Below are 26,430 nucleotides of genomic sequence, written 5' to 3' on the forward strand. Positions count from 1 at the left end.
GACCCGGCCGTTGCCGTCGAGTGCAGTTCTAGGAATTGCTGGACAGCTTCTCGCGCAGAGCGGCGAGCGATGCGTCGTCTGCGAGGGTTCCGCTGGAGGCGGAGTCGCTCGAGTAGGTTGCGCCGCTGCGAGCGGACTCGACCTGAGTCGCCTCCTCCTCGATGCCCTTGGCCACCTGGCGCTTGTGCGCCTCCCAGCGAGCCTGAGCCTCGGCGTACTCCTGCTCCCACTTCTCGCGCTGAGCGTCGGAGCCTTCCGTCCACTCGCCCGTCTCGGGGTCGAAGCCCTCAGGGTACTTGTAGTTGCCCTGCTCGTCGTACTCCGTGAGCATGCCGTAGAGCGCCGGGTCGAACTCGGTGCCCTCGGGGTCGACGCCCTCGTTCGCCTGCTTCAGCGACAGCGAGATGCGACGACGCTCGAGGTCGATGTCGATGACCTTGACGAAGACCTCGTCGCCGACCGACACGACCTGCTCGGCGAGCTCGACGTGCTTGCCCGACAGCTCGGAGATGTGCACGAGGCCCTCGATGCCGTCCGCGACGCGCACGAACGCGCCGAACGGAACGAGCTTCGTGACCTTGCCGGGAGCGAACTGGCCGATGGCGTGCGTACGGGCGAAGACCTGCCACGGGTCCTCCTGCGTCGCCTTGAGCGACAGGGAGACACGCTCGCGGTCGAGCTCGACGGAGAGCACCTCGACGGTGACCTCCTGGCCGACCTCGACGACCTCGCTGGCGTGCTCGATGTGCTTCCAGGACAGCTCGGAGACGTGCACCAGACCGTCGACACCGCCGAGGTCGACGAACGCGCCGAAGTTGACGATGGACGACACGATGCCCTTGCGCACCTGGCCCGGGTGGAGGTTCGCGAGGAACGTCGAGCGGCTCTCGGACTGCGTCTGCTCCAGCAGGGCGCGGCGGGACAGCACGACGTTGTTGCGGTTCTTGTCGAGCTCGAGGATCTTGGCCTCGATCTCCTGTCCCAGGTACGGCGTGAGGTCGCGCACGCGGCGCAACTCGATCAGGGACGCCGGCAGGAAGCCGCGCAGTCCGATGTCGACGATCAGGCCGCCCTTGACGACCTCGATGACCGAACCGGTCACGACGCCATCGGCTTCCTTGATCTTCTCCACGTCGCCCCACGCACGCTCGTACTGCGCGCGCTTCTTGGACAGGATCAGGCGGCCTTCCTTGTCCTCCTTCTGGAGAACGAGGGCCTCGACGGTGTCGCCGACGCCGACGACCTCGCTGGGGTCGACGTCGTGCTTGATCGAAAGTTCGCGGGAGGGGATCACACCCTCGGTCTTGTATCCGACGTCGAGGAGAACCTCGTCGCGGTCGATCTTCACAACGGTGCCTTCGATAAGGTCACCGTCGTTGAAGAACTTCAGAGTCTTCTCGACCGCTGCAAGAAAGTCCTCGGCCGAGCCGATGTCGTTGATCGCGACCTGCTTGGCCTTCTTGTCGGTCGTTGCGGTTGTCATTGAGTGGGTACTCCAGTGTGGACATGAATCAGGCCCGGAAATAATGCTTCAGTTGGAATTTTGCCGGGCAGGCGAATAGGACCGTCACAAAAGTGACTCTCCAGACTACCGTTCTCCGGCAGCCATCCGCAACAACGCTCCTCCCGGCTCCGCTATTCCGCGCCGCGCGAGCGTCGACTCAGTCCACTTCCGGACGGACGGATGCCACGGCCTCGGCATCCGGCCGGCGCGGCGGGTACACCCAGGTGACCAGCACGACGGAGATGATCATCAGCAGGAACCACGAGACGAGCTTGGCTGCTGAGACCGGATGCCATCCGTCCACCTGATCCGGATACGTCCAGGCGTGCGAGTAGGTCGCGATGTTCTCGGCGAGCCAGATGAAGAAGGCGACGAGCGCGAATGCGGCGACCAGCGGCATCCGGAATCTGCGGCGGAACACGTGGAACTGCATCATCGATGCGCCGAACACGACCAGGACGGCGGCGAGCAGCACCCAGCGCAGATCGACCATGAAGTGCTGCGTGAAGAAGTTGGCGTAGATCGCCGCCGCCACGATCGCGGTCAGCCAGCGCGGCGGATACCTCGTGAAGCGCAGATCGAAGAGTCGGTACACACGCACCAGGTACGACCCGACGGCGCCGTACATGAAGCCGGTGAACAGCGGAACGCCCAGGATGTGCAGCACGCCGCCGGGGTCGTAGCTCCAGGAACCGACATCCGTCTTGAAGAGTTCCATGCCGGTGCCCACGATGTGGAACACCACGATCACCCGCAGCTCGCTCCACGTCTCCAGGCCGCCCCACACCATGGCGATCTGGATGAGGATGGCTGCGATCGTCAGGGCATCGTTGCGTGCGAGCACCGCGTCGGGCGGATACCAGAGCCGCGCGGCCAGGATGACGGCCAGCAGCGCTGCCCCGAACACGCACGCCCACGCCTGCTTGGCGCCGAAGACGAGGAACTCGACGAGCCCGGCCCACGCGCGGCTCGTCGGCGCGCGGTCGAGCAGTCGGTTCGCCGCGTCGTCGAGATGCCGCTCCAGGGCGGTGAGGTCGGGACGGCGCGCCATTCCGACACCCTAAGCGCGCGGCCTGGTCGCGCTCGCCCGGGATGACGTGGTTGCCGGCGGCCCAGGGCGTCGATCGACGAGCCGGGGACGGATCCACCGGTAGTAGGCGTGTTTCACGAGCTCGTTGGTCGCGATGTAGGCGAGCGCGATGGCGACGAGCGCGAGGATCAGCGCCGGCGAGAGCGACACGAAACCCATCGGCCGAGCGATGAACGGCAGCGACGGCAGCAGGATCGCGATCAGGGCGACCAGGATGCCGAGCCCGAGCAACAGCGCCGAGGGACGGGACCGGAACAGGAACCGGCGGGTGCGCTGCGACATCATGACGAGGATCTCGGTCACGGCAGAGAGCACGAACCATCCCGTGTGGAACTCGGCGGCGCGGGCGTGCAGCCCCCACTCGAGCACGGCGAACGTGATCAGGTCGAACACGGTGGAGAGCGCGCCGAAGATGACCATGAACGTGCGGATCTCGCTCAGGCTCCAGGCGCCCGGATGCTCCACCAGCTCATGGTCGACATGGTCGCCCGCAATCGCCATCGACGGCAGGTCGCCCAAGAAGTTGAGCAGCAGGATCTGCCGCGGCAGCATGGGCAGGAACGGCAGGAACAGGCTCGCGGCCGCCATCGACAGCACGTTGCCGAAGTTGGAGCTCGTCGTGACCCGGATGTACTTCAGCGTGTTCGCGAACGTCTCGCGCCCCAGCCGCACCCCGTCGCACACCACGCCGAGGCCCTTGTCCATCAGCACGACGCTCGACGCCTCCTTCGCCACGTCGACGGCCGTGTCGACGGAGATACCGACGTCGGCGGCGTGCAGCGCCGGAGAGTCGTTGATGCCGTCGCCGAGGAACGCGACGCACTCCCCCGACGCCCGCAGCGCCGTCACGATGCGACGCTTGTGCGCGGGCTCCACCTCCGCGAACACGTCGCAGTCGCGCACGGCCGACGCGAGTGCCGCATCGTCGAGCGCGTCGATGGCAGTGCCCGTGAGGACCGTTCCGGTGCGCAGCCCGACGGCTCCGGCCGTCGACGCCGCGGCGAGACGGTTGTCGCCGGTGATCATTCGCACGCCGACGCCGAGGTCGGCCAGGTCGGCGATGGCATCCGTCGCGCTCTGCTTCGGTGGATCGAAGAAGGTGAGCAGGCCGACCAGCGTGAGGTCCGACTCGTCGGATGCCGTGATGCGCGTCGTGCCAGGCGGCATGCGCTTGGTCGCGATGCCGACCACCCGATAGCCGTGAGCGCTGAGGGTCTCGAAGCGGGAGCGGATGCCGTCGGCCGCGTCCGACATCGCGATGTCGCGTCCGCCGATCCGTGCCGTGACCGACGCGGCGATGAGGCCGTCGAGGGCTCCCTTGGCGATGAGGGTGGGAGATCCGTCGACGTCGGTGAGGACCGACAGCCGCTTGCGCGTGAAGTCGTACGGGCACTCGCCGAGCGCCGCGGCATCCACGGGCGGGCGAGCGGTCTGAAGGATCGCATCGTCCAGCGGATTGACGAACGATGACTGCAGGCCGGCATTGAGCACGGCGAGCCGGAGCACGTCATCCGACGCCGTGCCGTCGAGGTCGAGGTGCCCGTCCAGATGCGCGGCACCCTGGGTGAGCGTTCCCGTCTTGTCCGTGCAGAGCACGGTCACCGCTCCCAGGTCCTCGATGGCGTTGAGCCGCTTGACGACCACCTTCTTGGACGCCATGCGCCTGGCTCCGGTGGCCAGGGACAACGAGATGATCGCCGGCAGCATCTGCGGGCTGATGCCGACTGCCAGCGAGAGAGCGAACAAGAGGGAGTCGACCCAGTTGCGGCCGAACACCCAGTTGACGACGAGCACGAACACGGCGAGGGCGAGCATGACCCACACGAGGAGCCCGCCGAAACGTGACGTTCCGGCCTCGAAGGCGGTGGGCTTCGTCTTCAGCGCGAGGGATGTGGACACGTGCCCGAGCTCGGTGTCCCGTCCGACGGCCACCGCGACGGCGAGACCGGTCCCGCTGACGACGTGTGTGCCGAGGTAGACGGCCGTGGTGCGCGCGGAGAGTGCGGTGTCGTCGAGAACGCGAGAGGCGGCATCCTTCTCAACGGGGAACGACTCCCCGGTGAGTGCGGACTCGTCGACCAGCAGGTCGGAGCTCGACAGGAGCCTGCAGTCGGCCGGAATGACGTTGCCCGCGCCGAGACGCACGACGTCGCCCTGCACCACGTCGTCGACCGGAACGTCGACGTCGGCGCCGTCTCTGACGACGGTGACACTCACCTGAACGCTCGCCATCAGCGCGTGCACCGCCGTGTTCGCACGGTACTCCTGCCAGAATCCGAGCAGTCCGCTGGCGAGCAGGATGACGATGATGATGCCGCCGTCGACGAGATCCCCGAGCGCCATCGAGAGCACGGTGGCCACCACGAGGATGAGCAGGATCGGCGACGTGAACTGCGCGAGCAGAAGCCGCGGCCAGCTCAGCGCGTGACGCCGACGACCGGATGCCGCGCGCAGCGTGCGCAGGCGAGCCGCAGCATCCTGCGACGACAGCCCCGTCGCCCCGCTGCCGACGGCGTTCACGACGTTGTCGGCAGCGGAGGCCCACCATGCGGCGGGAACGGGCACGGTCGGACCCGTCAGCCGAGCAGCGCCGTCTTCAGCGTGTCGAGACCGACGCCGCCGATGTCCAGCGCCCTCTTGTGGAACGCCTTGATGTCGAACGCATCCCCGTCGCGGCGCCGGGACTCGTCGCGGAGCTGCTCCCAGATGCGCTGGCCGATCTTGTACGAGGGTGCCTGGCCGGGCCATCCGAGGTAGCGGTTCACCTCGAAGCGCACGAAGCCTTCGTTCATGTTGACGTTCTGGCCGAGGAACTCGAACGCGTAGTCGCCCGTCCAGACGCCCTGGCCGTCTGGGCGCTGCTTGCCGAGGTGCACGCCGAGGTCGAGGACGACGCGGGCCGCGCGCATCCGCTGGCCGTCGAGCATGCCGAGCCGGTCGGCCGGGTCGTCGAGGTAGCCGAGCTGCTCCATGAGCCTCTCCGCGTACAGCGCCCAGCCCTCGCCGTGGCCGGACACGAACTGATTGCGTCGCCACGTGTTGAGCTGCGCCGAGTTGTAGATGGCGATGCCGCACTGCAGGTGGTGTCCGGGAACGCCCTCGTGGAACACGGTCGTGAGCTCACGCCAGGTGTCAAACTCGGTGACGCCTTCCGGCACGCTCCACCACATGCGGCCGGGACGCGAGAAATCGTCGGTCGGCGGCGTGTAGTAGATGCCGCCCTCCTGGGTGGGCGCGATCATGCACTCGATCCGGCGCAACGGCTCCGGAATGTCGAACTGGGTTCCATTGAGCTCGGCAACGGCACGGTCGGCGGTCTCCTGCATCCATCGCTGCAGCGCGTCTGTGCCGTGTAGCTTTCGCGACGCGTCGCCGTCCAGGAAGGCGATCGCCTCGGCGACGGATGCGCCAGGCTTGATCTCGCGCGCGATCGACTCCTGCTCGTCCACCATGCGGCGCAGTTCCTCGACGCCCCACTCGTACGTCTCGTCGAGGTCGACGGTCGCGCCGAGGAATCCGCGGGACGCGATGGAGTAGATGTCGCGGCCGACGGCATCCTGCTCTGGCGCGTGCACGGCGAGCTCGTCCTCGAGGAACACGGCGAGTTCGCCGTACGCCGCTGCCGCCTCCGTCGCGCCCTTGCGCAGATCGCTCTTCAGCGAGTCGGGAAGGTCGACGCCGTCGCCCTTGGCTTTCTCGGCCAGCGTGAAGAAGAAACCGCTCGGCGCGACCTGCTTGTTCGCCTGGGCGACGCCCTCGCGCACCTGCCTGATGGCCGGCACGTTGCCGGCGTGGATGCCGCTGCGCAGGGTCGCGATGTAGCCGCGCATGGCGTTCGGCAGATTGTGCAGACGGGTGGCGATGGCCTCCCAGTCCGTGACGGATGCCGTGGGTGCGAGGTCGAAGATGTCGCGCAGCCCCTGCACGGGAGAGGCGATCACGTTGAGGTCGCGCTGCTCGAAGCCGGCCGCGTGCTTCTCGGCCTCGAGACGCAGTTCGCGTGTCAGGTCGAGCTTGGTCACGCGGTCGATGTCATCGACGGGTTCCGCCGCCTCGATGCGACGGAGCGCGGATGCCGCGGCCTCAGCGGCGCGTGCAGCCCCCTCCGGGGAGTAGTCGGCGTACTCGCCCTCGCGTCCGGGACGTCCCAGATAGACGTGCATCTCCGGGAAGAGTTCGAGCTGGGTGTCCACCCACTCCTCAGCGATCGTGTCGATGGGGGTGGGAGTCCGTTCCTGTTCCTGATCGGTCATGCGTGCCAGCCTAAAGGCGATTGAGGTGAGTGCCGCGGGAACTCGTTCACGTGGTCGAGCCGATTGAGCCTGTGAGTGTCGCAGCCGCGATAAAGGCGATTGAGGTGAGCGCCGCGTGAGCGCTGGCCGGTCAGTGCGCGGCGGCGTCCCAGTTCGGACCGCCGCCGACCTGCACCGTCAACGGCACGCGCAGCTCGGCGGCGCCGGACATCCGCGTGGTGACGATGGCGGAGAGGGCATCCCACTCCTCCGCCTTCACCTCGAAGATGAGCTCGTCGTGCACCTGCAGCAGCAGACGCGACTCGAGACTCGCCTCGCGCATGTCGGAGTCGATGCCGATCATGGCGATCTTCATGATGTCGGCGGCCGAACCCTGGATCGGCGCGTTGAGCGCCGCCCGCTCGGCGTTGTCGCGCAGCACGCGGTTCGTGCTCACCAGATCGGGGAACGGACGGCGCCGACCGTAGATCGTCTCGGTGAACCCGTCGACGCGCGCCTTCTCGACCACGTCGCGCAGGTAGTCGCGCACGGCGCCGAACCGGGCGAAGTAGTCCGTCATCAGCTGGCGGGCCTCCGCCGTCTCGATCCGCAGCTGCTTGGAGAGCCCGAACGCGCTGAGCCCGTACGCCAGGCCGTACGACATGGCCTTCACCTTCGTGCGCATGATGGGCGTGACGTCTTCAGGTGCGACGCCGAAGATGCGGGCCCCGACGAAGCGGTGCAGGTCCTCGCCGGCGTTGAACGCCTCGATCAGGCCGGCGTCTTCGGAGAGGTGCGCCATGATGCGCATCTCGATCTGGGAGTAGTCGGCGGTGAGCAGGGTGTCGAACTCGGCTCCGCTGATGAACGCCGAACGGATCTGCTTGCCGACCTCCGTGCGCACGGGGATGTTCTGCAGATTGGGGTCGTTCGACGAGATACGTCCCGTTGAGGCGCCGGTCTGGTCGTACGTGGTGTGGATGCGACCGTCGGATCCGACGGACTTCTCCAGCGTCTCGATGATCTGCTTGAGCTTCGTGGCATCACGGTGCTGCAGCAGCAGATCGAGGAACGGATGCGGGTTCTTCTCCTGCAGGTCGGCCAGGGAGTTGGCATCCGTGGAGTAGCCGGTCTTCGTTGACCGGGTCTTGGGCATGCCCAGCTCGTCGAAGAGCACCTGCTGCAACTGCTTCGGGGATCCGAGGTTCACCTCGTGGCCGATCTCCGTGTACGCGGCCTGCGCGAGGCCGTCCGCCCGCACGGTGAGCTCTTCGCGCTGCGTGCGGAGGATGTCGGAGTCGATGGCGACGCCGTTGAGCTCCATGCGCGCGAGCACACCGGACACGGGCTGCTCGATGGTCTCCAGCACCCTGCGCGTGCCGTCCTCGAGGCCGGCGGAGACGGCCTCCGCGAGCCGGTGCACGTACCACGCCTCCGTCGCTGCGCCGATCGGCTCCACCTCGGGAACGAGCTGCGCCGGATCCGACTGCGGCATCTGCTCGCCGAGCACCTCGTACACCTGGTCGCCGAGTCCGCTCGGCGTGCGGTTCGGGTTGCCCAGCCAGATCGCCACCCTGGCGTCGAATGCGAGCCCGTTCACGACGATGCCGGCGGCGCCGAGTGCCTTGAGCTGGTTCTTGGCGTCGTAGAACTGCTTCGGGGACGGCGAGGCCAGCCATCCGCGGAGTGCGTCGCCCCAGGTGCCGTCCTCGTCGGGACGCACCAGGACCGACGCGTCGGCCACGGAGAGCCCGACGGCGGCGATGCGCGTGCCGGCGGAGTCGAGCTGCACGGCGACCGGACGTGAGCCGTCTGCGGATGCCGCGGCCAGCCATCCGCTCAGCTCGTCGCCCTCCAGCTCCTGCACGTCGGGCGCGGTGACGGCGTTCGCGTGCGAACCGGTGACAGCGCCGCTGTCCGAGCCGTCGCCGTCGATCAGCTTGAACACGCGCTCCAGAAGCGTGCGGAACTCGAGCCTCGCGAACAGGTCGCGGACGGCCTGCTCGTTCATCGGCCGGCGCACGAGATCGGATGGCCCGACGGGCAGCTCAACGTCGCGCACCAACTGGTTCAGCCTGCGATTGCGCAGCGCCTTCTCCTTCTGGTCGCGCAGGTTCTGCCCGACGACGCCTTTGATCTCGTCGGCGTGGTCGATGAGGTTCTGCACGTCGCCGTACTGCAGCACCCACTTGACGGCGGTCTTCTCCCCCACCTTGTCGATCCCGGGAAGGTTGTCGCTGGTCTCGCCGACGAGGGCCGCGATCTCGGGATACTTCTCCGGCGGAACGCCGTATCGCTCGAGCACGGTCGCAGTGTCGTAGCGCTTGAGCTCGGAGACGCCGCGCACGTTCGGATAGAGCAGCGTGACGTCGTCGTTCACGAGCTGGATCGTGTCGCGGTCGCCGGAGACCACGAGCACGCGATACCCCTGGTCGGCCCCCTCTGCCGCGAGGGTGGCCAGGATGTCGTCGGCCTCGAACCCCTCCTTCTCGATGACGGGGATGTTCATCGCCTTCAGTGCGTCCTGCAGCAGCGGGACCTGTCCGGAGAACTCCGGCGGCGTCGCGCCGCGGGTGCCCTTGTACTCCGCGTACTCGTCGGTGCGGAACGAGTGGCGTGACACGTCGAATGCGACGGCGAGGTGGGTCGGGCGCTCGTTCTGCAGCAGCAGGAGAAGCATGGAGAGGAACCCGTGGATCGCGTTCGTGTGCTGTCCGTCGCGCGTGGTGAAACTGTCGACCGGAAGCGCGTAGAACGCCCGGAAGGCCAGCGAATGGCCGTCGACGATGAGGAGGGTAGGCTTTTCCGAGTCCGACACGCGTGCCAGCCTACAAGCGGCCTCGGACACCCCGATCCGGCCCCGGAACTGCACGTGGGCATACCCCGAGGAGTCCCATGTCGCAGAGCAGCGGAGCGGATGCCGCACCCGACGCACTCGAGTACGTACGGCGCCGCGGAATGGGCGCTCTCGCCGCGAAGATGGGCATCGAGATGATCGAGTTCTCGGTCGATCGGGCTGTCGCGACGATGCCCGTCGAGGGCAACACGCAGCCCGCGGATCTGCTCCACGGCGGAGCCTACGTGGTGCTCGGCGAGACCCTCGGATCCATGTCGGCCAACCTCTGGGCCGGCGAGGGCCGCCTGGCGGTCGGGATCGAGATCAACGCCACGCACACGCGGTCGGCGACGAGCGGGATCGTCACAGGCGTCTGCACGCCCGTTCATCTGGGCCGCACGCTCACCACCCACGAGATCGCCGTCACGGACGACAGGGGTCGCAGATGTTCGACGATCCGCATCACGAACCTCATCAAGGATCGCGTTTAGCGGCACCCCGTCGCTGGTCGGACAACCGCGCTCGCTGGTTGGGCTGGTCGAAACCAGCTTCCAGCGGTGGCCGTCGCGCTACTTCTTGGGTGCGAGCTGGTCGATGATCGCCTTGGCGACATCGTGCATGGTCAGGCGGCGGTCCATCGACGCCTTCTGGATCCAGCGGAAGGCCTCGGGCTCCGAGAGGCCCATCTTCTCGTTGAGCAGGCCCTTGGCGCGGTCCACCAGCTTGCGGGTCTCGAACCGCTCGTTGAGGTCGGCGACCTCGGCCTCCAGCGCGATGATCTGCGCGTAGCGGGCGAGTGCGATCTCGATCGCCGGCAGCAGATCGTTCGGCGTGAAGGGCTTGACGACGTACGCGAGGGCTCCTGCCTCGGTGGCCCGCTCGACGAGCTCCTTCTGGCTGAACGCGGTGAGCAGGACGACCGGGGCGATGTGGTCCTTGGACAGACGCTCGGCCGCCGAGATTCCGTCGAGCTGCGGCATCTTCACGTCCATGATGACGAGGTCGGGGCGCAGCTCCGTCGCGAGTGCCACAGCGGTCTCGCCGTCACCCGCTTCGCCGACCACCTCGAACCCGTTGTCACGCAGGATCTCGACGATGTCGAGACGGATCAGCGATTCGTCCTCCGCAACGACGACGCGTCGCGGTGCAGCGGTGTTCTCAGTGTCTGTCACGGAGATAAAGCCTACGACATGAGCGATCGGTGTTTGGGTCATGGACCGGCTCGGGTGCCCCGACCGATCGAGTCAGCGAGTGGCGCAGTCGCGATCCCAGCGTGCGCTCTTGAGGGGGCTCCGGCCGCGATAGGGTGGAGCGCGGCGTGCGGCAGGCCGGTGTGGCGGAATGGCAGACGCGGAGCACTCAAAATGCTTTGTCCGAAAGGGCGTGTGGGTTCGAGTCCCACCACCGGCACCACGTTCGCATCGCACGCAGCAACCGAGTCAGGGTCCCGACGAGACCTGGCGTGGCCTGATTCGGGCGGTCTGCGGCCCGCATCGCGTTCGCGCATGCGGACTGACGCGCATTCGCGCCCCGATGCGAGTCAGAGCCCCTGGGCAACGGCGGCGGCAGCGGCGAGCCACGCGCGCTGTGTCGTGAGGCGCAGCGAGGCGAGGTCGAGCACTCCGTCGACCATGCCGGCGTCGAACGGGATCTTCACGGTCGCACGGGTGAGCTGCCGGTATCCGGAGATGAGGCGCGACAGCTCGGCACGCTTCGCGCTGTGATCAGCCTGGGAGATCACGGCGACGGCGTTCGCAGCGAGGTGCGCGTACCGATCGCCGCGCCGGGTCAGCGCCTCGAGCATCAGGGCGCCCGCCTCCGCATGATCGTCGCGGGTCGTCGTCGCGACCACGAGCTGGTCAGCATGGTCGAGGGAACGCAGCTACATCGGACCCGACTCGTCGTTGCCGGTGTCGATCACCATGAGCCGGTAGTAGTTCGCGGCGACCGCGTGGATGGCATCCACGTTCCCCGCATCGAAGCGCTGCTCGTGTGCGAGAAGGCTGGGCTTGCTGCGCAGCACGTCGTAGCGGTCTCGGCTCTGGTGGTGCACGAACCGGTCGAAGTCTGCGGAGTGCGCATCCGGTCCGAGCAGGTGCTGGATGCCGGGCAGCAGGTCGAGGATCGTCGCGTCGTGCTGTCCCTTCTCGGTGCGCCATCCGAGCGTTCCGCGGGTCTGGTTGTTGTCCCACGCGAGAACCGCGGACGTGCCGTGCGTGGCGAAGACGGCGGCGAGAAGCGCCACCGTCGGCGTCGCCTCCCTTCGGATTCGCGACGACGATCGTGCGCGGGGCCGCCCAGCGCTGGCTGACGGCATGCGTGTAATTGCGTTCGGCGCGCTCGGACTTCGAGGGCCGCATCCGCATGCCCATGCGTGTGGCGGCGCCGCGGATGCCTCTGGTCGCCGGCTCCTCGCTCCGATCGCTGGTCAAGAACGACTCCCGTGCCTCGCGCCGCGTGCCGCGGTTCGTGGCGCCCCGGATGTCTTCGGTCGCCGGACGCTGCACCATGCGATCGCGCTGCTGCGGATGCCGGACATCCCGGGGCGCGGGCTGCACCGGCGGAAAGGCCGTGGCGATCGACGCCTGTGACGTGTCGCGTGCTTCCTGGTGCGGCAAGGAATCCGCTCTCCCCCATTAGGGGGTCAGTGCGGGTTCATCGCCCGCGGAAGACCGGCTCCCGTTTCTCCTGGAACGCGGCGAATCCCTCCCGGTAGTCGTCGGTGTCGCGCAGCGCGGTCTGGGCGACGTTCTCCGCCGCGACGGCAGCCCACAGCCCCAGCCGTTGCTCGCGGAGTTCGGCGACGATCCGCTTGCTGGCGCGGAAGGCGGCTGTGGCGCCGTGCGCCGCCCTGCGCGTGGCGTCCTCGGTCGCCGCAAGAACCTCGTCGGCCGGGAACACCCGGGAGAACAACCCTGATTGCACGGCCTCCGATCCCGACATGAGTCGGCCCGTGTAGATGAGGTCGAGCGTCTTGTGCGCTCCGAGACGCTCGTAGAACAGTGCGTGGCCGCCGGAGTCGAGCGTGGCGCCGAGCCCGGCGAAGGGCGATCCGATCTTCGCGGTGTCGGCCACGTAGACGACATCCGTCGCGATCAGCAGACCGAGGCCCACACCGAGGCATGCTCCGTGGGCCGCGGCGAAGGTGGGCGCCGGGAACGCGGACAGCTGCTTCAGGAGCGGCGTGACCAATCCGTCCAGATAGCCCATCACGTCGTCGCTCCGCGGGTCGACATCCGAGATGTCACGGCCGGCGCAGAAGGCTCGGCCGGATCCGTGCAGAAGGAGGGCACGGACATCCGCTCGCTCTGCTTCGGCGCATGCCTCGCTGAGGTCGCGGACGGCCTGTTCGTCGAGCGCGTTGAGCTTGGCAGGGTTGTCGAGGGTGATGTGTGCGACGTCGTCGTCGATGCGCAGGTCGATCACGGAGTACTCCTCTTTCGCTCTTCTTCACACGTCGTAGTCGACGCGCACACGCTCCGACGTCGGATGCGACTGGCACGTCAGCACATACCCGTGCTCGAGCTCGTCCGGCTCGAGCGCATAGTTCTCGGTCATCGTCACGGATCCGTCGAGCAGTCGCGCGCGGCACGTGCCGCACACGCCGCCCGCGCAGGCGAACGGGACGTCGGGTCGCACGCGCAGCGCTGCGTTGAGGATGGTCTCGTTGGCTGCCACCGGACTCTGCACGGTCGACGACTGGCCGTCGAGCGTGAAGTCGATGTCGACCACCGGTTCGTCTTCTCTCACGACCACGGATCTGCCCGCGCTGCCCTGCGGAGCACCTCCCTCGCCCGTCGTGTACAGCTCGTAACGGATGTGCTCCCGCGGCACCCCGATGTCCGCCAGGGTGTCGCGGCAGAGCTGCACCAGCTCGAACGGGCCGCAGAGGAACCACTCGCTGATGGTCTCTGGCAGCACCAGCTGATCCAGGATCGTTCGCAGGCGCGGCTCGTCGATGCGTCCCGACAGCAGGGGGGCGAAACGCTGTTCGCGCGACAGCACGTGGTGGAGGGCGAGGCGGGCCGGATGCCGGTCCTTCAGATCCGCGAGCTCCTCCAGGAACATCACGTCGCGTCTCGACCGGTTCGTGTAGACGAGGGTGAACTGCGATGTGTCGGAGCGGGACAGCACGGCGGTCGCGAGCGCCATGAGCGGGGCGATCCCGGATCCGGCCGCGATGCCCGCCAGGTGCTTGCCGTCGAGATCGGCGAGGGAGGACGTGAATGTGCCCTCCGGGCTCATCACGTCGAGCGTGTCGCCGACCCTCAACTCGGTCTGCGCCCAGGTGGAGAAAACGCCCCCGATGTCGCGTTTGATCGCGACGCTCAACGATCCGGGTTCCGGTGGTCGGCACAGCGAGTAGGACCGCCGCAACGGGACGCCGTCGATGGTGGTGCGCAGCGCGACGAACTGGCCGGGCAGGTAGTCGTACTCGCCGCTGAGCTCCTGGGGCACGGCGAACGTCACCTCGACGGAGTCCGCGGTGAGCTCACGCACCTCCGAGACGGCGAGTGGATGGAACCGTGCACGACGACGCGTGCCGATGGTCGGCCCTCCGACGGTGCCGCGCAGGAAGGTCTCGGCGACGTGATCCGCCTCCGTCTGGTCTCCCTGAGCGGTGGAACGCGGTTCGGTCACCGCCATCGGCGTGCCCCCGACAGTGCACGGCGCACGATCAGTGCACCTTGAAGTGGTCGAACGGCTCGAGGCAGGAGCGGCATTCGTACAGCGCCTTGCAGGAGGTCGATCCGAAGCGGGAGATCTCGCGCGTGTCGAGGGATCCGCAGTGTGGGCAGCGCACGCGCAGCTGCAGTCTGACCGGTCCGACGGGTGCCCTGCCGACCGTCGGATCCCCCGTCGGCGCTCTGCCCGTCGGAGGGGCGATGCCGAACTCGGCGAGCTTGCGCTTGCCGTCATCCGTCATCCAGTCGGTGGTCCAGGCCGGCGCGAGCGTCAGACGGATGTCGACGTCGTCGAATCCGGCCGAGGCCAGTGCACGAGCGACGTCGTCGCGGATGGCGGCCATGGCCGGACACCCCGAGTAGGTCGGCGTGATCGTGACGGTGACGCGTCCCCGTTCAAGGGCGACGTCACGGAGAACGCCGAGATCCTCGATCGTGAGCACGGGTATCTCCGGATCGCAGACCCGCGCGGCGACCTCCCATGCACGGCGCTCATCGGCCGTGCGTTCCACGCGCAGGGTCTTGTGCGCTTCCGGCGCAGCTGCCCCGGTTGCACAGTGTGTCGCGTTCACCATGACGCCCCCGGATGCCGTCGGGCGAGCACCTGCAGCTCCGTCAGGATGACGCCGAGCGATGGGTAGTGGCTGCCATGCCGTCCCCCGGCGGATGACTGCTGCACGTCGGGAATCGTGAGTCCCGCCTCGGCGAACACCGCGTCGATGGTGTCGTCGAATCCGGTTCGCAAGGTCGACGGCAGCGGTGCGACACCCTGGAGGCGATCCACCGGCGGTTCGTCACGGAAGAGCTCGTCGACATACGGCCAGACATCCGCCAGCGCCGCCGTCATGCGACGGCGTGACTCGTCGGTTCCGCCTGCCAGGCGCAGCGTCCACTGCACGGCGTGATCGCGGTGGTAGTCGACCTCCTTCACCGCTTTGGCGGCGATGGCGGCGAGCGCGGCATCCGTCGAGGCCGCGAGCGCCGTGTAGAGCTCGAACTGGTAGGCGGACGCGACAAGCTGTCGGGCGATGGTGTGGGCGAAGTCGCCGTTCGGCTGCTCGAACAGCCAGGCGGAGCGGAACTCGGGCTCGTCGCGCCAGTACGCGAGGTCGTCCTCGGTGCGCCCGTCGAAACTCCCGGCGTAGCGGAGCAGACTGCGGGCGTGACCGAGGAGGTCGAGGGCGATGTTCGCCAGCGCCATGTCCTCCTCGAGCTCGGGAGCCTTCGCGATCCAGCCGCCGAGCTGCTGGGCGAGGATGAGCGCGTCGTCTCCCAACCAGAGCGCATACTCGGCGATCTCTGCACTGGCCGGCGTGCCTTCCGTGCCCTCCAGCTCCGCTGACAGGTGCACCAGGTCGACGGTGACGGCGCCGTGCACCTCCGTCTCGGCGCTCGCCGCCTGCGCGTATTCGCTCGCCGTCCCGGGTGCGTTCGTCGACACCGCCGGCGCGCTCCTTGCCTCTGCGTAGGTGTTCTTCGGCTCCGTCACAGGTGCGGCACCCCCTCCGACGCCGTGTAGTAGCGGGCGTGCCGGTAGTTCTTGCCTGCGGCGGACTCGAAGAAGGCGCCCTTGGCATCCGGGTCGCTGCTGGTGATGGCGTCCGATGGGACCACCCAGATCGACACTCCCTCGCCGCGACGGGTGTAGAGGTCGCGCGCGTTGCGCACGGCGAGGTCGGCGTCCGGTGCGTGCAGCGAGCCGACATGCACGTGGCTGAGGCCACGGTTCGCGCGTACGAAGACCTCCCACAGCATCCACGTCTCGCGGTCGGATGCTCCTGGCGCGCTCATCAGGCGGCCTCCCGTTCGGATTTCGCTGCCTGTTTGCGCGCGTACGCCGCGGCGGCTTCCCGCACCCAGGCGCCGTCCTCGTGCGCGTCGCGGCGGTTCCGCAGGCGAAGCGCGTTCAGCGGACCCCGCCCGGAGAGCACCTCGGTGAACTCGTTCCAGTCGATCTCGCTGGTGTGCCAGCGCGAGGCTTCTTCGTCCCAGCGCAGCTCCGGATCAGGCAGCGTGACGCCGAGCACCTCCGCCTGCGGCACGAGCATGCCGATGAAGCGCTGCCGCAGCTCGTCGTTGGAGAACCGCTTGATCTTCCACGCCATCGACTGGGCGGAGTGCGTGGACTTCTCGTCCGGCGGTCCGAACATCATCAGGGACGGCCAGTACCACCGATTCACCGACTCCTGTGCCAGGTCGCGTTGCGCGTGCGTGCCCTGCATGAGCGTGAGCAGGATCTCGAATCCCTGCCGCTGGTGGAACGACTCCTCCTTGCAGATGCGCACCATGGCTCTGGCGTATGGTCCGTACGACGCCCGGCAGAGCGGCACCTGGTTGCAGATGGCGGCGCCGTCGACGAGCCAGCCGATGGCACCCATGTCGGCCCAGGTCGGGGTCGGATAGTTGAAGATCGACGAATACTTCGCGGTGCCGTCGATGAGCTGCTCGGTCATCTCGTCGCGCGTGATGCCGAGGGTCTGCGCGGCCGAGTAGAGGTAGAGGCCATGGCCGGCCTCGTCCTGCACCTTGGCCATGAGGATCGCCTTGCGCTTCAGGCTGGGTGCGCGGGTGATCCAATTGCCTTCCGGCTGCATGCCGATGATCTCAGAGTGCGCGTGCTGCGAGATCTGGCGGATGAGCGTGCGGCGGTACGCGTCCGGCATCCAGTCCCGCGGTTCGACGCGTTGCTCGGCCGCGACGATCGCGTCGAAGGCAGCCAGCCGCTCGGCCTCGGCAGGATCGACGCGTGCCGTGTCCGCCGCGAGGGGCGTACTGCCGGACAGTGCCTTGTCAGGGAGTCTCGTCATCGTCCGCTCCTTTACAGAACGATCGTTCACTTATTATAGATCGGACGCCGCCGTGGTGGGCTGTGAAGCCGTGCGATGGGCGGCGGGTGGCTCGGTGGCCGCACCCTCGGCGCCGTACGGTCGCGTTGCGACGCGATCCGTTGTCAGGGAGCGCCCACGGAACTCCGCAACGACGTCGCCGATCTCGTCGGTGATCGTGACGTCGTACAGGCCGCCGCGACCCGCAACGACGCGGCGTACGGCGGATGCGGTGAGCGTCTGCCCCGCGTGCGTCGCCTTGAGGAACGTGATGTCGGCGCCGGCGGCCACGGTCACTCGCTCGTCCTCGTTGCAGGCCAGGGCGAAGGCCGTGTCGGCGAGCGCGAACACCAGGCCGCCGTGGGTGATCGCAAACCCGTTGGTCATGTCCTCCCGCACGACCATGGACACGACGGCCGTACCCGGCTCGTCGCGTTCGACGACCATGCCGAGCGCTGCCGAGGCCCGATCGCGCTGCATCATCCCGCGATGTGCCTCCCGTGCGCCGTCGAGCCCGCTGGTCATGCGCCCGTCGTCTCGTGCAGTTCCTGGCTGGGTCGGTCGTCGGTGCTGCGGTCGTCTGCACCGGGTTCGTCTCGCGACGCCGAGGCGTGCTTGGCGACGAGGGTCAGCACGTCATAGGTGGCGACGGTCTCGTCGCGCTGGTTGCGGATGACGGCGTCCCAGCGCACCTCGCCGTAGTCGTCCGTCTCACGGGGCGTGATCTGCTTGGCCGTGAGGGACACACGGATGGCGTCTCCCGGCGAGACCGGCGTCAGGAATCGGAGGTCCTCCAGGCCGTAGTTGGCGAGGACGGGGCCGGGATCCGGATCCACGAACAGTCCGGCCGCCCAGGACACGAGCAGGTACCCGTGCGCGACGAGTCCTGGAAAGAACGGATTGGCGGCTGCCGCTTCCTCGTCCATGTGCGCATAGAAGGTGTCGCCCGTGAAATGGGCGAACGTCTCGATGTCGTCCAGGGTCACCTCGCGCGATGCCGACGCGATCTGATCGCCGATTCGCAGCTCGTCGAGCGACTTGCGGAACGGATGCCGTCCTCCGGCTTCGACCCGCGCCCCTTGGTGCCACTCCCCCGTGAGCGCCGTCAGCAGGTCAGGTGATCCCTGCACGGCCGTGCGCTGCATGTAGTGCAGCACTGAGCGGATCCCGCCCAGTTCCTCGCCGCCGCCCGCTCGTCCCGGACCACCATGAACGAGGTGCGGGACGGGCGCGCCGTGACCGGTCGAGGTCCCTGCGTCGTCCCTGTCGAGGAACAGCACGCGCCCGTTGTACGACGCGATTCGGGCGAACAGCTCGACGGCGACATCGGGATCGTGCGTCGCGACACTCGTCACGAGGGATCCGCCGCCCAGGCTCACGAGGGTCGCGGCCTGCTCGAGCGTCGAGTACGTGAGCACGGTGGACACCGGGCCGAATGCCTCCACCCGGTGTGCGGCGGGCGTGGCGGCATCCGTAAAGCCGATCAGCATCGGAGAGACGAAGGCACCCTCCGGAGCCGGACCCCGCGTGCCGTCCGCTCGAAGGACGTCCGGTGCCTCCGTCGAGCCCATGAGCAGGGTGCCGCCGGCATCCTGCAACTCGCGAACGCGGCCGAGCACCTCGTCGCGCTGGCCGAGCGAGACCAGCGGCCCCATCGTGACACCCTCCGCGTGCGGATCGCCGATCACCACGCGCCCCTCGACCATCGTCCGGACGGCTGCGACGAGTTCGTCCACGGTTCCCGCCGGCACGATAGCCCGCCGGATGGCGGTGCACTTCTGGCCGGCCTTCGTCGTCAGCTCGACGAACAGCTGCCGCACGTACGCGTCGAACTCGGGCGTGCCTGCCACGGCATCCGGACCGAGAACGGATGCGTTGATCGAGTCCGTCTCACTCGTGAAGCGCACGTCGGGATCAGCCTGCTTCCGCAGCCCGTCGGCCGTCGCCGCGCTGCCCGTGAAGCTCACGAGGTCCCCGAGCCGCACAAGGTCGAACAGGCCGGGCACACTCCCGCTGACCAGCTGCAGGGAGCCGGTGGGGAGCAGCCCGGACTCGACGAGGATGCGCACCCAGGCCTCCGCCACGTAGGCGGTCGGCGTCGCTGGCTTCACGATCGACGGCACACCGGCCAGGAACGCCGGGGCGAACTTCTCCAGTGCGCCCCACATCGGGAAGTTGAACGCGTTGATCTGCACGGCCACCCCCGGCAGCCGGGTGTACACGTGCCGGCCGAGGAACGAGCCGTCCTTCGACAGCGACTCGGGCGGCCCGTCGAGGTAAGCCCGGGTGTTCGGCAGCTCGCGCCGTCCTTTCGACGAGTATGCGAACAGCACGCCGATGCCGCCATCGACATCACTGAGCGAGTCGCGCACGGTCGAGCCGGCGTGCTTCGACAGCTCGTAAAGCTCGTCCTTGCGCTCACCGAGCGCCTGGGCGAACTGCTTGAGCAGCAGCGCCCGCTGGTGGAAGGTCAGTTCCCCGAGGCCGCGCTGCCCGACGGTGCGGGCGTGCTCGACGGCCGAGGCGAGATCGATGCCGTTCGTGCCGACGCGCGCGACGGGTTCGCCGGTCGAGGCGTCGCAGACCGTGACGGCATCCGCGTCGTGGTCGGGACGCCACCACGCATCCTGGAGATAGCTCGGCAGGATCTCACTCATTCCTCGCTCCCTTCGTCGCGCACTGCACTCGCTCTCTCGGGTGCGGCATTCCGCTCTGCACGTGATCATCCGTCCATTCGCTCGAGGATCACCGCCGTGCCCTGCCCGACACCCACACACATCGTGGCCAACCCGAAGCGCGCGTCCTCACGCTCCATGCGGCCGAGCAGGGTGACGAGGATGCGGCATCCGCTCGATCCCAGCGGATGCCCGAGCGCGATCGCCCCTCCGTCGAGGTTCACGCGGTCGAGGTCGAGCCCGAGCCGCCTGGCGGATGCCAGCGATTGCGTCGCGAACGCCTCGTTCAGCTCAACGGCGCCGATGTCATCGATTGTCAGGCCGGCACGCGCCAGCGCCTTCTGAGTGGCCGGAACCGGACCGAGCCCCATGATCTCCGGCGCGAGCGCTGCGGATGCCGAGGCCACGAGGCGGGCGCGCGGCGCGAGCCCGTGGCGTTCGACTGCCGCGCCGCTGGCGACCAGCACGGCGGATGCGCCGTCGTTCAGCGAGCTCGAGTTGCCGGCGGTGACCACGCCGTCGGCCGCCACCACGGGTCTCAGGGCGGCGAGCGCCTCCATCGTCGTGTCGCGGCGGGGTCCCTCGTCCGTCGCGACATCACCGTGCGCTGTCGGCACGGGCACGATCTCCGGTCCGAATCGGCCGCCGTCGACAGCGGCAACCGCCCGGCGATGGCTGCGCAGGGCGAAGGCGTCTGCATCCTCTCGCGTGATGCCGTCGAGGCGCGCCACCTCCTCCGCCGTCTCCAGCATCGAGAAGGTCGCCTTGTCGCGCGACACCAGGCGCGGATTGACGAAGCGCCAGCCCAGCGACGTGTCGAACGCGGCGCCCGGCTTGCCCCACGCCTTCTCGGGCTTCGCCTGCACCCACGGTGCGCGGGTCATGGACTCCACTCCGCCAGCGACGATGAGGTCGGCGTCGCCTGCCCTGATCGCCTGGCCGGCGAGCACGACGGCCGACATGCCTGACGCGCACAGCCGGTTGACGGTCAGCCCCGGCACGGAGTCCGGCAGTCCGGCGAGCAGAACGGCCATGCGCGCGACGTTGCGGTTGTCCTCCCCCGCCTGATTCGCAGCCCCGAGGTAGACCTCGTCGAGTGCGTCGGCGGGCGCTCCCGATCGGGTCAGCACTTCTCGAACCACGAGCGCAGCGAGGTCGTCAGGACGCACGCCGGCCAGGGCGCCGCCGTAGCGACCGACAGGGGTTCGCACCCCAGAGACGAGAAACGCGTCGGACATCGTCATCCTCGGTTCGCCAGCGGTTCGCCACTACCATGTGGGTGTCGGACAGGGAATTCCCAACCGATCGGTCAGTAATGTTGCCACGTGAGCCGCCGGCGCGCAACGCTCTCGTCGGCACGTCGTGCGCGGCGGCAGACGCGTGCCAGCGGAGGGAGCGGATGCCGAGCACCCGCACCGCAGAAAGGGGAACGCCATGAGCGTGGCCGGCACAGCACCGCAGGGTGATTCCCCCGTCCCCTCGCGCCGGGGCCGGCCCGGCTACGACAGGGACCAGGTGCTGGAAGTGGCCGTCGCGCTGTTCAACGAGAAGGGATACGACGCCACCTCCGTCGCGGATCTCGCCGAACGGCTCGGCCTCACGAAGTCCGCCCTCTACCACCATTTCGAGTCCAAGGAGCAGCTGCTCGCGCTCGCCCTCGACGAGGCGCTGACCGGACTCGAACGGGTGATCGACGAACCCGACGCGGGGACCGGATCCGCAGCAGGTCAGCTGGCGCATGTCATCACCGGTGCGGTCTCCGTCTTGATCGACAAGCTTCCCTACGTCACGCTGCTGCTGCGCGTGCGCGGCAACAGCCCTGTCGAGGCTGCGGCAGTCGAACGCCGTCGCGTCTTCGACCGTCGCGTCGCCGACGTCGTTCGGGGAGCGCAACGGGAAGGCCTGCTGCGCGACGACCTCGATGCATCGGTCGCCACCCGACTGCTCTTCGGCATGGTCAACTCGCTCGTCGAGTGGTATCGACCGGAGGGAACCCTTGACGCGGATGCCATGGGCTCGGTCGTGCTCACCACCGCACTGGACGGGCTCCGGGCGCGACGCGGATCCGACGCGTCCGGCTCACTGCTCCCCTGAGCCGCCCCCGCGGCCATGCACTGCATGCGTCGCCCGCGCCTCGTCCGAGTCTCGTGCGCCGGCACTGCTCTCCTGAGCACGCCCCTTTCGGGGGCTGCTGTGCTCCTCCTATGTTGTCGGTGACGGCAACCCATCCCCCGAAGTGGGGTGAACGAGAGGCGGAGCAATGCTGCAACCCCGGAAGTCGGATCATTCGGCAGTACCCTGGCGAACTCGTCCAGGAACCGTCGGCGGCATCGCAGCAGCGGCCGCCCTGGCCCTGGCGCTGACACTCGTCGGCGCCAGCGGAGCGCAGGCGCTGCCGTCGGGCACCGCCACCCAAGGGCAGAACGGACAAGGACACCAGTCCCAGAGCCAGAACGGACAAGGCCAGAACGGCCAGGGCCACAACGACAACGGACAGGGCGGCCACGGCCAGAACGGACAGCTCGCGCCGCGCACCGAGTTCACGATGGCGCCGGACGGATCCAGCGGAGCGACACAGGGCGGTGACGGTATCCCGAACATCGACTCGGTCAAGAAGACCATCGCCACCTATTACGGCGACCCGGGAACAGGCATCTCGAACAAGACCAGCTCGCCGTACATCGCGGAGATGAGCCGCATCGTCGCCACGGCGACCTCGCAGCTGCAGCACACGTACACCAAAGCCGTGGCCAAGGGAGAGAAGCCCGCGATCGTCTTCGACGCGGATGACACCACGCTGTGGACGTACGACATGGAAGTCGGCGACATGCACTTCAACTACAACCCCGCCGAACAGGATGTCTGGGTACAGGGCGAGAAGTTCCCCGCCGTCCCCGGCATGGTCGCTTTCGTGAACGCGGCGGCCGCCATGGGATACACGGTGTTCGGCCTCACCGGTCGTAATGACGACCAGAAGGCGGCCACTCTCGGCAACCTCACGAACGTGGGCTACACCGCGTTCACCGCCGACGACTACTTCACGAAGTGGACGGGCAACGGCGCATCGCAGCAGCCCTCGTACATCACGTGTGCCACGACGAGCTGCACGACGGTCGAATACAAGGCACTGACTCGCAAGCACATCGAGCAGGATCTCGGCTATACGATCACGCTCAACGTCGGCGACCAGTGGTCCGACCTGCAGGGCGGATACGCGGACAGCATCCTCAAGCTGCCCAACCCCACCTACTATCTGCCATCGCCCGATCTGCCCGGTGTCTCCGAGCCCAGGCTGGCACCCCGCACCCACTTCACGATGAAGCCGGACGGATCCAGTGGCGCGAGCGAGCCGGGTGACGGCATCCCGAACATCGACTCGGTGAAGAAGACCATCGCCACGTACTACGGCGACCCGGGAACAGGCATCTCGAACAAGACCAGCTCGCCGTACATCAGCGAGATGAAGCGGATCGTCGCCCTGCAGACCCCGATCGTCGCCGCGCAGTGCTACCTCGGCAAGAAGCTGCACAGGAACCCGGCCATCGTCCTCGACGCGGATGACACCACGCTGTGGACGTACGACATGGAAGTCGGCGACATGCACTTCAACTACAACCCCGCCGAACAGGATGTCTGGGTACAGGGCGAGAAGTTCCCCGCCGTCCCCGGCATGGTCACCCTCGAGGAGACGGCCAAGAAGGCGGGTTGCACCGTCATCGGACTCACCGGACGCAACGACGACCAGAAGGCCGCGACGCTCGCCAACCTCTCGAACGTCGGCTACAGCGGGTTCACCGCGGCGAACTACTACACGAAGTGGACCGGGGTCGGCGCCTCCCAGCAGCCGTCCTACATCCACTGCGCGACGGCGAGCTGCACCACCATCGAGTACAAGTCGCAGACCAGGGCGCACGTGGAATCGTCAGCTGGTGGCCGTTACGACATCGTGGCCAACTACGGCGACCAGTTCAGCGACCTGATCGGCGGCCACGCCGACCGCACGATCAAGCTGCCGAACCCGACGTACTACCTGCCGTGACGATGACGGGGCGTGTCTGACGCGTCCCCTCCGTCCCGGCGATCCGCCCGACGGCCCGGCGCCCACCTCGGCGCCGGACCGTCGGCGTGTTCGCCCGGTGCCGGCTCGGGAATGCGCCACTCTTGTCGCGGCGCATCGCGCTCTCTGCCGCCACCGGCCGGTGTCGACGCGAGACTCGTTGCGTGCGTGCCCGTCGCATCCCGCGTCCGTCGACGCCGAAACCGTGAAGGAGTGCCCATGGACTGGGCCGTGCTCGCCGATTTCGGGACGGCGATCGGAACACTCGTGCTCGCACTCGCGACCTTCGCCGCCACGCGTTCGGCGAACCGTTCGGCGCGCCTCGCGGAACGGGCGCTTCTGGAGGGCCTTCGTCCCCTGCTCCTGCCGTCGGCCTTCGGCGACGAGACGCAGAAGGTGCGGTTCATGGATTCCCGCTGGCTCGTCGTGAAGGGCGGCCGGGCGAGCATGCAGATCGACGCCTCGGCCGTGGCGCTCGTGCTGTCGGTGCGCAACGTCGGATCCGGTCTCGCCGTGCTGCACGGATGGAGCATCCCGAAGGGTCCGCAGGAGCCGCCGGCGGATCCCGCAGACTTCCGACGTCTCACCCGGGACATCTACGTGTCGACGCAATACGTCGGATTCGTGCAGGTGGCCATCCGCGATCCCGAGTCGGAGGAGTATCGCACTGTCGTCGACCGCGTGCGGAGCGAGGACTTCGTGCTCGTCGACGTGCTGTACGGCGACGCGGAGGGAACCCAGCGCGTGATCAGCCGCTTCAGCGTGTCGAAGGGGCCGGCTGAGCATCCATCGGACGATGGCGAGGAATACTTCGTCACGGTGTCGCGGCACTGGAACATCGATCTGCCTTCACCCCGCGGGTGAGCCGGGCGCGCCAGATCGCGGGTTCGCTCGACCGAGCGGACCCGCCGCGGCGCACCACGCCCTGAACGACCCGGCGTGACGATAGTCTGCACACCATGTCACAAGCCCCTGCCCCCTCCACACCCACGGGAGATCTGAGCGCCGCATCCGACCCCGCGCCCGCACGGCCCGCACCATCGGCATCACCTGCACCGTCCGCACAGCCGGAGTCGTCGCCGCGCCCCGCAAACCTGCCGCTGTCCAAGCGGCCGATCGACATCCTGTTCCTCGTGATCTTCGCGATCTTCATCGTCACGTGCATCATCAGTGACTCCGTCGAGGGACTCGGCCTCGACCAGGTGAAGGACTCCCCCAACATCCTGGTGCAGTGGAACTACTGGTACGCGTCCAACTTCGACCCGCTGTACCAGTCGCATCCGGTGTGGCTGCGGTTCATCAGCGGCACGTCCGCGTTCGTCTACGTCGCGTTCTACGTGCTGCTCATCATCGCCATCCTGCGCAAATGGAACTGGATCCAGCTCCCCAGCGTCATCTACGCGACGATGATCATCTCGCTCACCGGCATCCCGATCTTCGGCGTCGAGTTCTTCGGATCCGCCGCCGAACGAACCCCGAACCCCGGCGTGTTCCTGGCGTTCAACCTGCCGTACATCGTCTTCCCGCTGCTGCTCCTCATCCGCATGCGCAAGCCGCTCCCCTTCACCCGCAAGTTCTGAGCCGTCTGCGTTGTCTTGTGCGCCGGTCCCCGCCCGGCGCACCGCGGTCGGCAGGGTGCGTGGTTGGGTTCGGCGCCGTCGGGGCCGCCGCCTTGTGGAGCGTGTCGCGGAGCGCAGAAGCGCCGGTCCCCGCCCGGCGCACCGCGGTGGGCAGGGTGCGTGGTTGGGTTCGGCGCCGTCAGGGCCGCCGCCTTGTGGAGCGTGTTGCGGACTGCAGAAGCGCCGGTCCGCGCCCGGCGCACCGCGGTGGGCAGGGTGCGTGGTTGGGTTCGGCGCCGTCAGGGCCGCCGCCTTGTGGAGCGTGTTGCGGGGTGCAGAAGCGCCGGTTCGCGCCCGGCGCACCGCGGTCGGCAGGGTGCGTGGTTGGGTTCGGCGCCGTCAGGGCCGCCGCCTTGTGGAGCGTGTTGCGGACCGCAGAAGCGTCGGGAGTGCACCGCCCACGCCGACGGCCGGCGCTCGGGTGGCGCAACGCGCAGAACGGCCCGGATGCCACTTCGGGTATCCGGGCCGTTTCAAGTTCGGTGAGGCCGGCTCGTCAGGCGAAGACCTTCACACCGTTCGCCAGCTTGAACGTCGGTGCGATGACGATCGCGAAGAACGGCACGACGATGCGCAGGAAGTAGACGAGCGGCACGATGTGCCCGAAGTCGCCGATCGCGAAACCGGCGACGGCGATGAGCCCGAACAACAGTGCAAGCCCGAAGCCCTTCACCGTGCTGAGGAACGGCGCGGCGAAGCCCACGCTGGCGATCACGATGCCGACGTCCACGACGAACGGCTGCCACGCGCCCGTGTCGCCGAGCGCCACGCCCGCCACGATCCAGGCGGCGATGGCGACAAGCCAGAACACCACGAACACGGCTCCGGCGATGCGCTTGTCGAGTTCGCCCTTCGGCGGCCGAGCGATCATCTTCGAGTAGTCCTTCCGAAGGCGGATGTCCCCGTC

At 68.1% G+C, this 26,430-nt stretch carries 23 protein-coding genes and 1 tRNA gene; 6 read left to right on the plus strand and 18 right to left on the minus strand.

Features of this window, described 5'->3' with window-relative positions:
- Nucleotides 1–28: 28 nt before the first annotated feature.
- From rpsA to polA, 5 genes are all read right to left on the minus strand, one after another.
- Nucleotides 29–1,483, minus strand: coding sequence for a 30S ribosomal protein S1 (gene rpsA, locus ACX9R5_RS11835; RefSeq protein ID WP_459409243.1), 1,455 nt, complete (start codon nt 1,481–1,483; stop codon nt 29–31).
- 178 nt (nt 1,484–1,661) lie between these two features.
- Nucleotides 1,662–2,555 (minus strand): DUF817 domain-containing protein, encoded by an 894-nt coding sequence (locus ACX9R5_RS11840; RefSeq protein WP_459409244.1) that lies wholly within the window; start codon nt 2,553–2,555, stop codon nt 1,662–1,664.
- Between the two features lie 9 nt (nt 2,556–2,564).
- Nucleotides 2,565–5,159 carry a magnesium-translocating P-type ATPase gene (gene mgtA / locus ACX9R5_RS11845; protein WP_459409245.1) on the minus strand — a complete coding sequence of 865 codons (2,595 nt, stop codon included), beginning with the start codon at nt 5,157–5,159 and terminating at the stop codon, nt 2,565–2,567.
- A gap of 11 nt (nt 5,160–5,170) precedes the next feature.
- The gene (locus ACX9R5_RS11850; RefSeq protein ID WP_459409246.1) at nt 5,171–6,847 is read right to left on the minus strand and encodes a DUF885 domain-containing protein; all 1,677 of its coding nucleotides are present in this window, start codon (nt 6,845–6,847) and stop codon (nt 5,171–5,173) included.
- A gap of 130 nt (nt 6,848–6,977) precedes the next feature.
- A complete protein-coding gene (gene polA, locus ACX9R5_RS11855; protein WP_459409247.1) occupies nt 6,978–9,644 on the minus strand; it encodes a DNA polymerase I in 2,667 nt (888 codons plus the stop codon).
- 77 nt (nt 9,645–9,721) lie between these two features.
- Between polA and ACX9R5_RS11860 the strand changes: the two genes are divergently transcribed.
- Entirely contained in the window at nt 9,722–10,153 is a 432-nt protein-coding gene (locus ACX9R5_RS11860; protein WP_459409248.1) for a hotdog fold thioesterase, read from the plus strand.
- Nucleotides 10,154–10,231: 78 nt separating this feature from the next.
- Here ACX9R5_RS11860 and ACX9R5_RS11865 read toward each other — a convergent pair whose 3' ends face one another.
- Nucleotides 10,232–10,834 carry a response regulator gene (locus ACX9R5_RS11865; RefSeq protein WP_170023757.1) on the minus strand — a complete coding sequence of 201 codons (603 nt, stop codon included), beginning with the start codon at nt 10,832–10,834 and terminating at the stop codon, nt 10,232–10,234.
- Nucleotides 10,835–10,989: 155 nt separating this feature from the next.
- Between ACX9R5_RS11865 and ACX9R5_RS11870 the strand changes: the two genes are divergently transcribed.
- Nucleotides 10,990–11,075 (plus strand) — tRNA-Leu (locus ACX9R5_RS11870).
- 127 nt (nt 11,076–11,202) lie between these two features.
- On the opposite strand, the gene ACX9R5_RS11875 is transcribed toward ACX9R5_RS11870, so the two are convergent.
- From ACX9R5_RS11875 to ACX9R5_RS11925, 11 genes are all read right to left on the minus strand, one after another.
- Nucleotides 11,203–11,514, minus strand: coding sequence for a hypothetical protein (locus ACX9R5_RS11875; protein WP_459409249.1), 312 nt, complete (start codon nt 11,512–11,514; stop codon nt 11,203–11,205).
- A 30-nt stretch (nt 11,515–11,544) separates the two neighbouring features.
- A complete protein-coding gene (locus ACX9R5_RS11880) occupies nt 11,545–11,907 on the minus strand; it encodes a MinD/ParA family ATP-binding protein (RefSeq protein ID WP_459409250.1) in 363 nt (120 codons plus the stop codon).
- Between the two features lie 410 nt (nt 11,908–12,317).
- Nucleotides 12,318–13,088 (minus strand): enoyl-CoA hydratase/isomerase family protein, encoded by a 771-nt coding sequence (locus ACX9R5_RS11885; protein ID WP_459409251.1) that lies wholly within the window; start codon nt 13,086–13,088, stop codon nt 12,318–12,320.
- A 24-nt stretch (nt 13,089–13,112) separates the two neighbouring features.
- Complete coding sequence (gene paaE / locus ACX9R5_RS11890; protein WP_459409252.1) at nt 13,113–14,309, minus strand: 1,2-phenylacetyl-CoA epoxidase subunit PaaE; 1,197 nt, start codon at nt 14,307–14,309, stop codon at nt 13,113–13,115.
- A 31-nt stretch (nt 14,310–14,340) separates the two neighbouring features.
- The gene (gene paaD, locus ACX9R5_RS11895; protein WP_459409253.1) at nt 14,341–14,859 is read right to left on the minus strand and encodes a 1,2-phenylacetyl-CoA epoxidase subunit PaaD; all 519 of its coding nucleotides are present in this window, start codon (nt 14,857–14,859) and stop codon (nt 14,341–14,343) included.
- Between the two features lie 56 nt (nt 14,860–14,915).
- Nucleotides 14,916–15,788, minus strand: a complete 873-nt coding sequence (paaC, locus tag ACX9R5_RS11900) for a 1,2-phenylacetyl-CoA epoxidase subunit PaaC (RefSeq protein WP_459409254.1) — start codon at nt 15,786–15,788, stop codon at nt 14,916–14,918.
- Nucleotides 15,789–15,832: 44 nt separating this feature from the next.
- A complete protein-coding gene (gene paaB / locus ACX9R5_RS11905) occupies nt 15,833–16,138 on the minus strand; it encodes a 1,2-phenylacetyl-CoA epoxidase subunit PaaB (RefSeq protein ID WP_459409255.1) in 306 nt (101 codons plus the stop codon).
- The gene (gene paaA / locus ACX9R5_RS11910) at nt 16,138–17,154 is read right to left on the minus strand and encodes a 1,2-phenylacetyl-CoA epoxidase subunit PaaA (RefSeq protein WP_459409256.1); all 1,017 of its coding nucleotides are present in this window, start codon (nt 17,152–17,154) and stop codon (nt 16,138–16,140) included. The genes paaB and paaA overlap by 1 nt, the downstream gene beginning before the upstream one ends.
- Before the next feature lie 33 nt (nt 17,155–17,187).
- Nucleotides 17,188–17,697: a hydroxyphenylacetyl-CoA thioesterase PaaI gene (paaI, locus tag ACX9R5_RS11915; protein WP_459409257.1), complete on the minus strand. Its 510-nt coding sequence runs from the start codon at nt 17,695–17,697 to the stop codon at nt 17,188–17,190.
- The gene (paaZ, locus tag ACX9R5_RS11920; RefSeq protein ID WP_459409258.1) at nt 17,694–19,829 is read right to left on the minus strand and encodes a phenylacetic acid degradation bifunctional protein PaaZ; all 2,136 of its coding nucleotides are present in this window, start codon (nt 19,827–19,829) and stop codon (nt 17,694–17,696) included. Before paaZ ends, paaI begins: the two co-directional genes overlap by 4 nt.
- 65 nt (nt 19,830–19,894) lie before the next feature.
- The gene (locus ACX9R5_RS11925) at nt 19,895–21,085 is read right to left on the minus strand and encodes a thiolase family protein (RefSeq protein WP_459409259.1); all 1,191 of its coding nucleotides are present in this window, start codon (nt 21,083–21,085) and stop codon (nt 19,895–19,897) included.
- A 196-nt stretch (nt 21,086–21,281) separates the two neighbouring features.
- Here ACX9R5_RS11925 and ACX9R5_RS11930 point away from each other — a divergent pair, with 196 nt between their 5' ends.
- The 4 genes from ACX9R5_RS11930 to ACX9R5_RS11945 all read left to right on the plus strand — a co-directional run bounded on the left by ACX9R5_RS11930 (nt 21,282) and on the right by ACX9R5_RS11945 (nt 25,484).
- On the plus strand, nt 21,282–21,941 hold the full coding sequence (locus ACX9R5_RS11930; RefSeq protein WP_459409260.1) for a TetR/AcrR family transcriptional regulator: 660 nt from the start codon (nt 21,282–21,284) through the stop codon (nt 21,939–21,941).
- A gap of 166 nt (nt 21,942–22,107) precedes the next feature.
- Nucleotides 22,108–23,886 (plus strand): HAD family acid phosphatase, encoded by a 1,779-nt coding sequence (locus tag ACX9R5_RS11935; protein ID WP_459409261.1) that lies wholly within the window; start codon nt 22,108–22,110, stop codon nt 23,884–23,886.
- 237 nt (nt 23,887–24,123) lie between these two features.
- Nucleotides 24,124–24,768: a hypothetical protein gene (locus ACX9R5_RS11940; RefSeq protein WP_459409262.1), complete on the plus strand. Its 645-nt coding sequence runs from the start codon at nt 24,124–24,126 to the stop codon at nt 24,766–24,768.
- A 95-nt stretch (nt 24,769–24,863) separates the two neighbouring features.
- Nucleotides 24,864–25,484, plus strand: a complete 621-nt coding sequence (locus tag ACX9R5_RS11945) for an EXPERA domain-containing protein (protein WP_459409263.1) — start codon at nt 24,864–24,866, stop codon at nt 25,482–25,484.
- Nucleotides 25,485–26,019: 535 nt separating this feature from the next.
- Here the strand turns inward: ACX9R5_RS11945 and ACX9R5_RS11950 are convergent.
- On the minus strand, nt 26,020–26,394 hold the full coding sequence (locus tag ACX9R5_RS11950; protein ID WP_459409264.1) for a hypothetical protein: 375 nt from the start codon (nt 26,392–26,394) through the stop codon (nt 26,020–26,022).
- Between the last annotated feature and the right edge of the window lie 36 nt (nt 26,395–26,430).

It is taken from the genome of Rathayibacter sp. CAU 1779 (assembly GCF_054551755.1).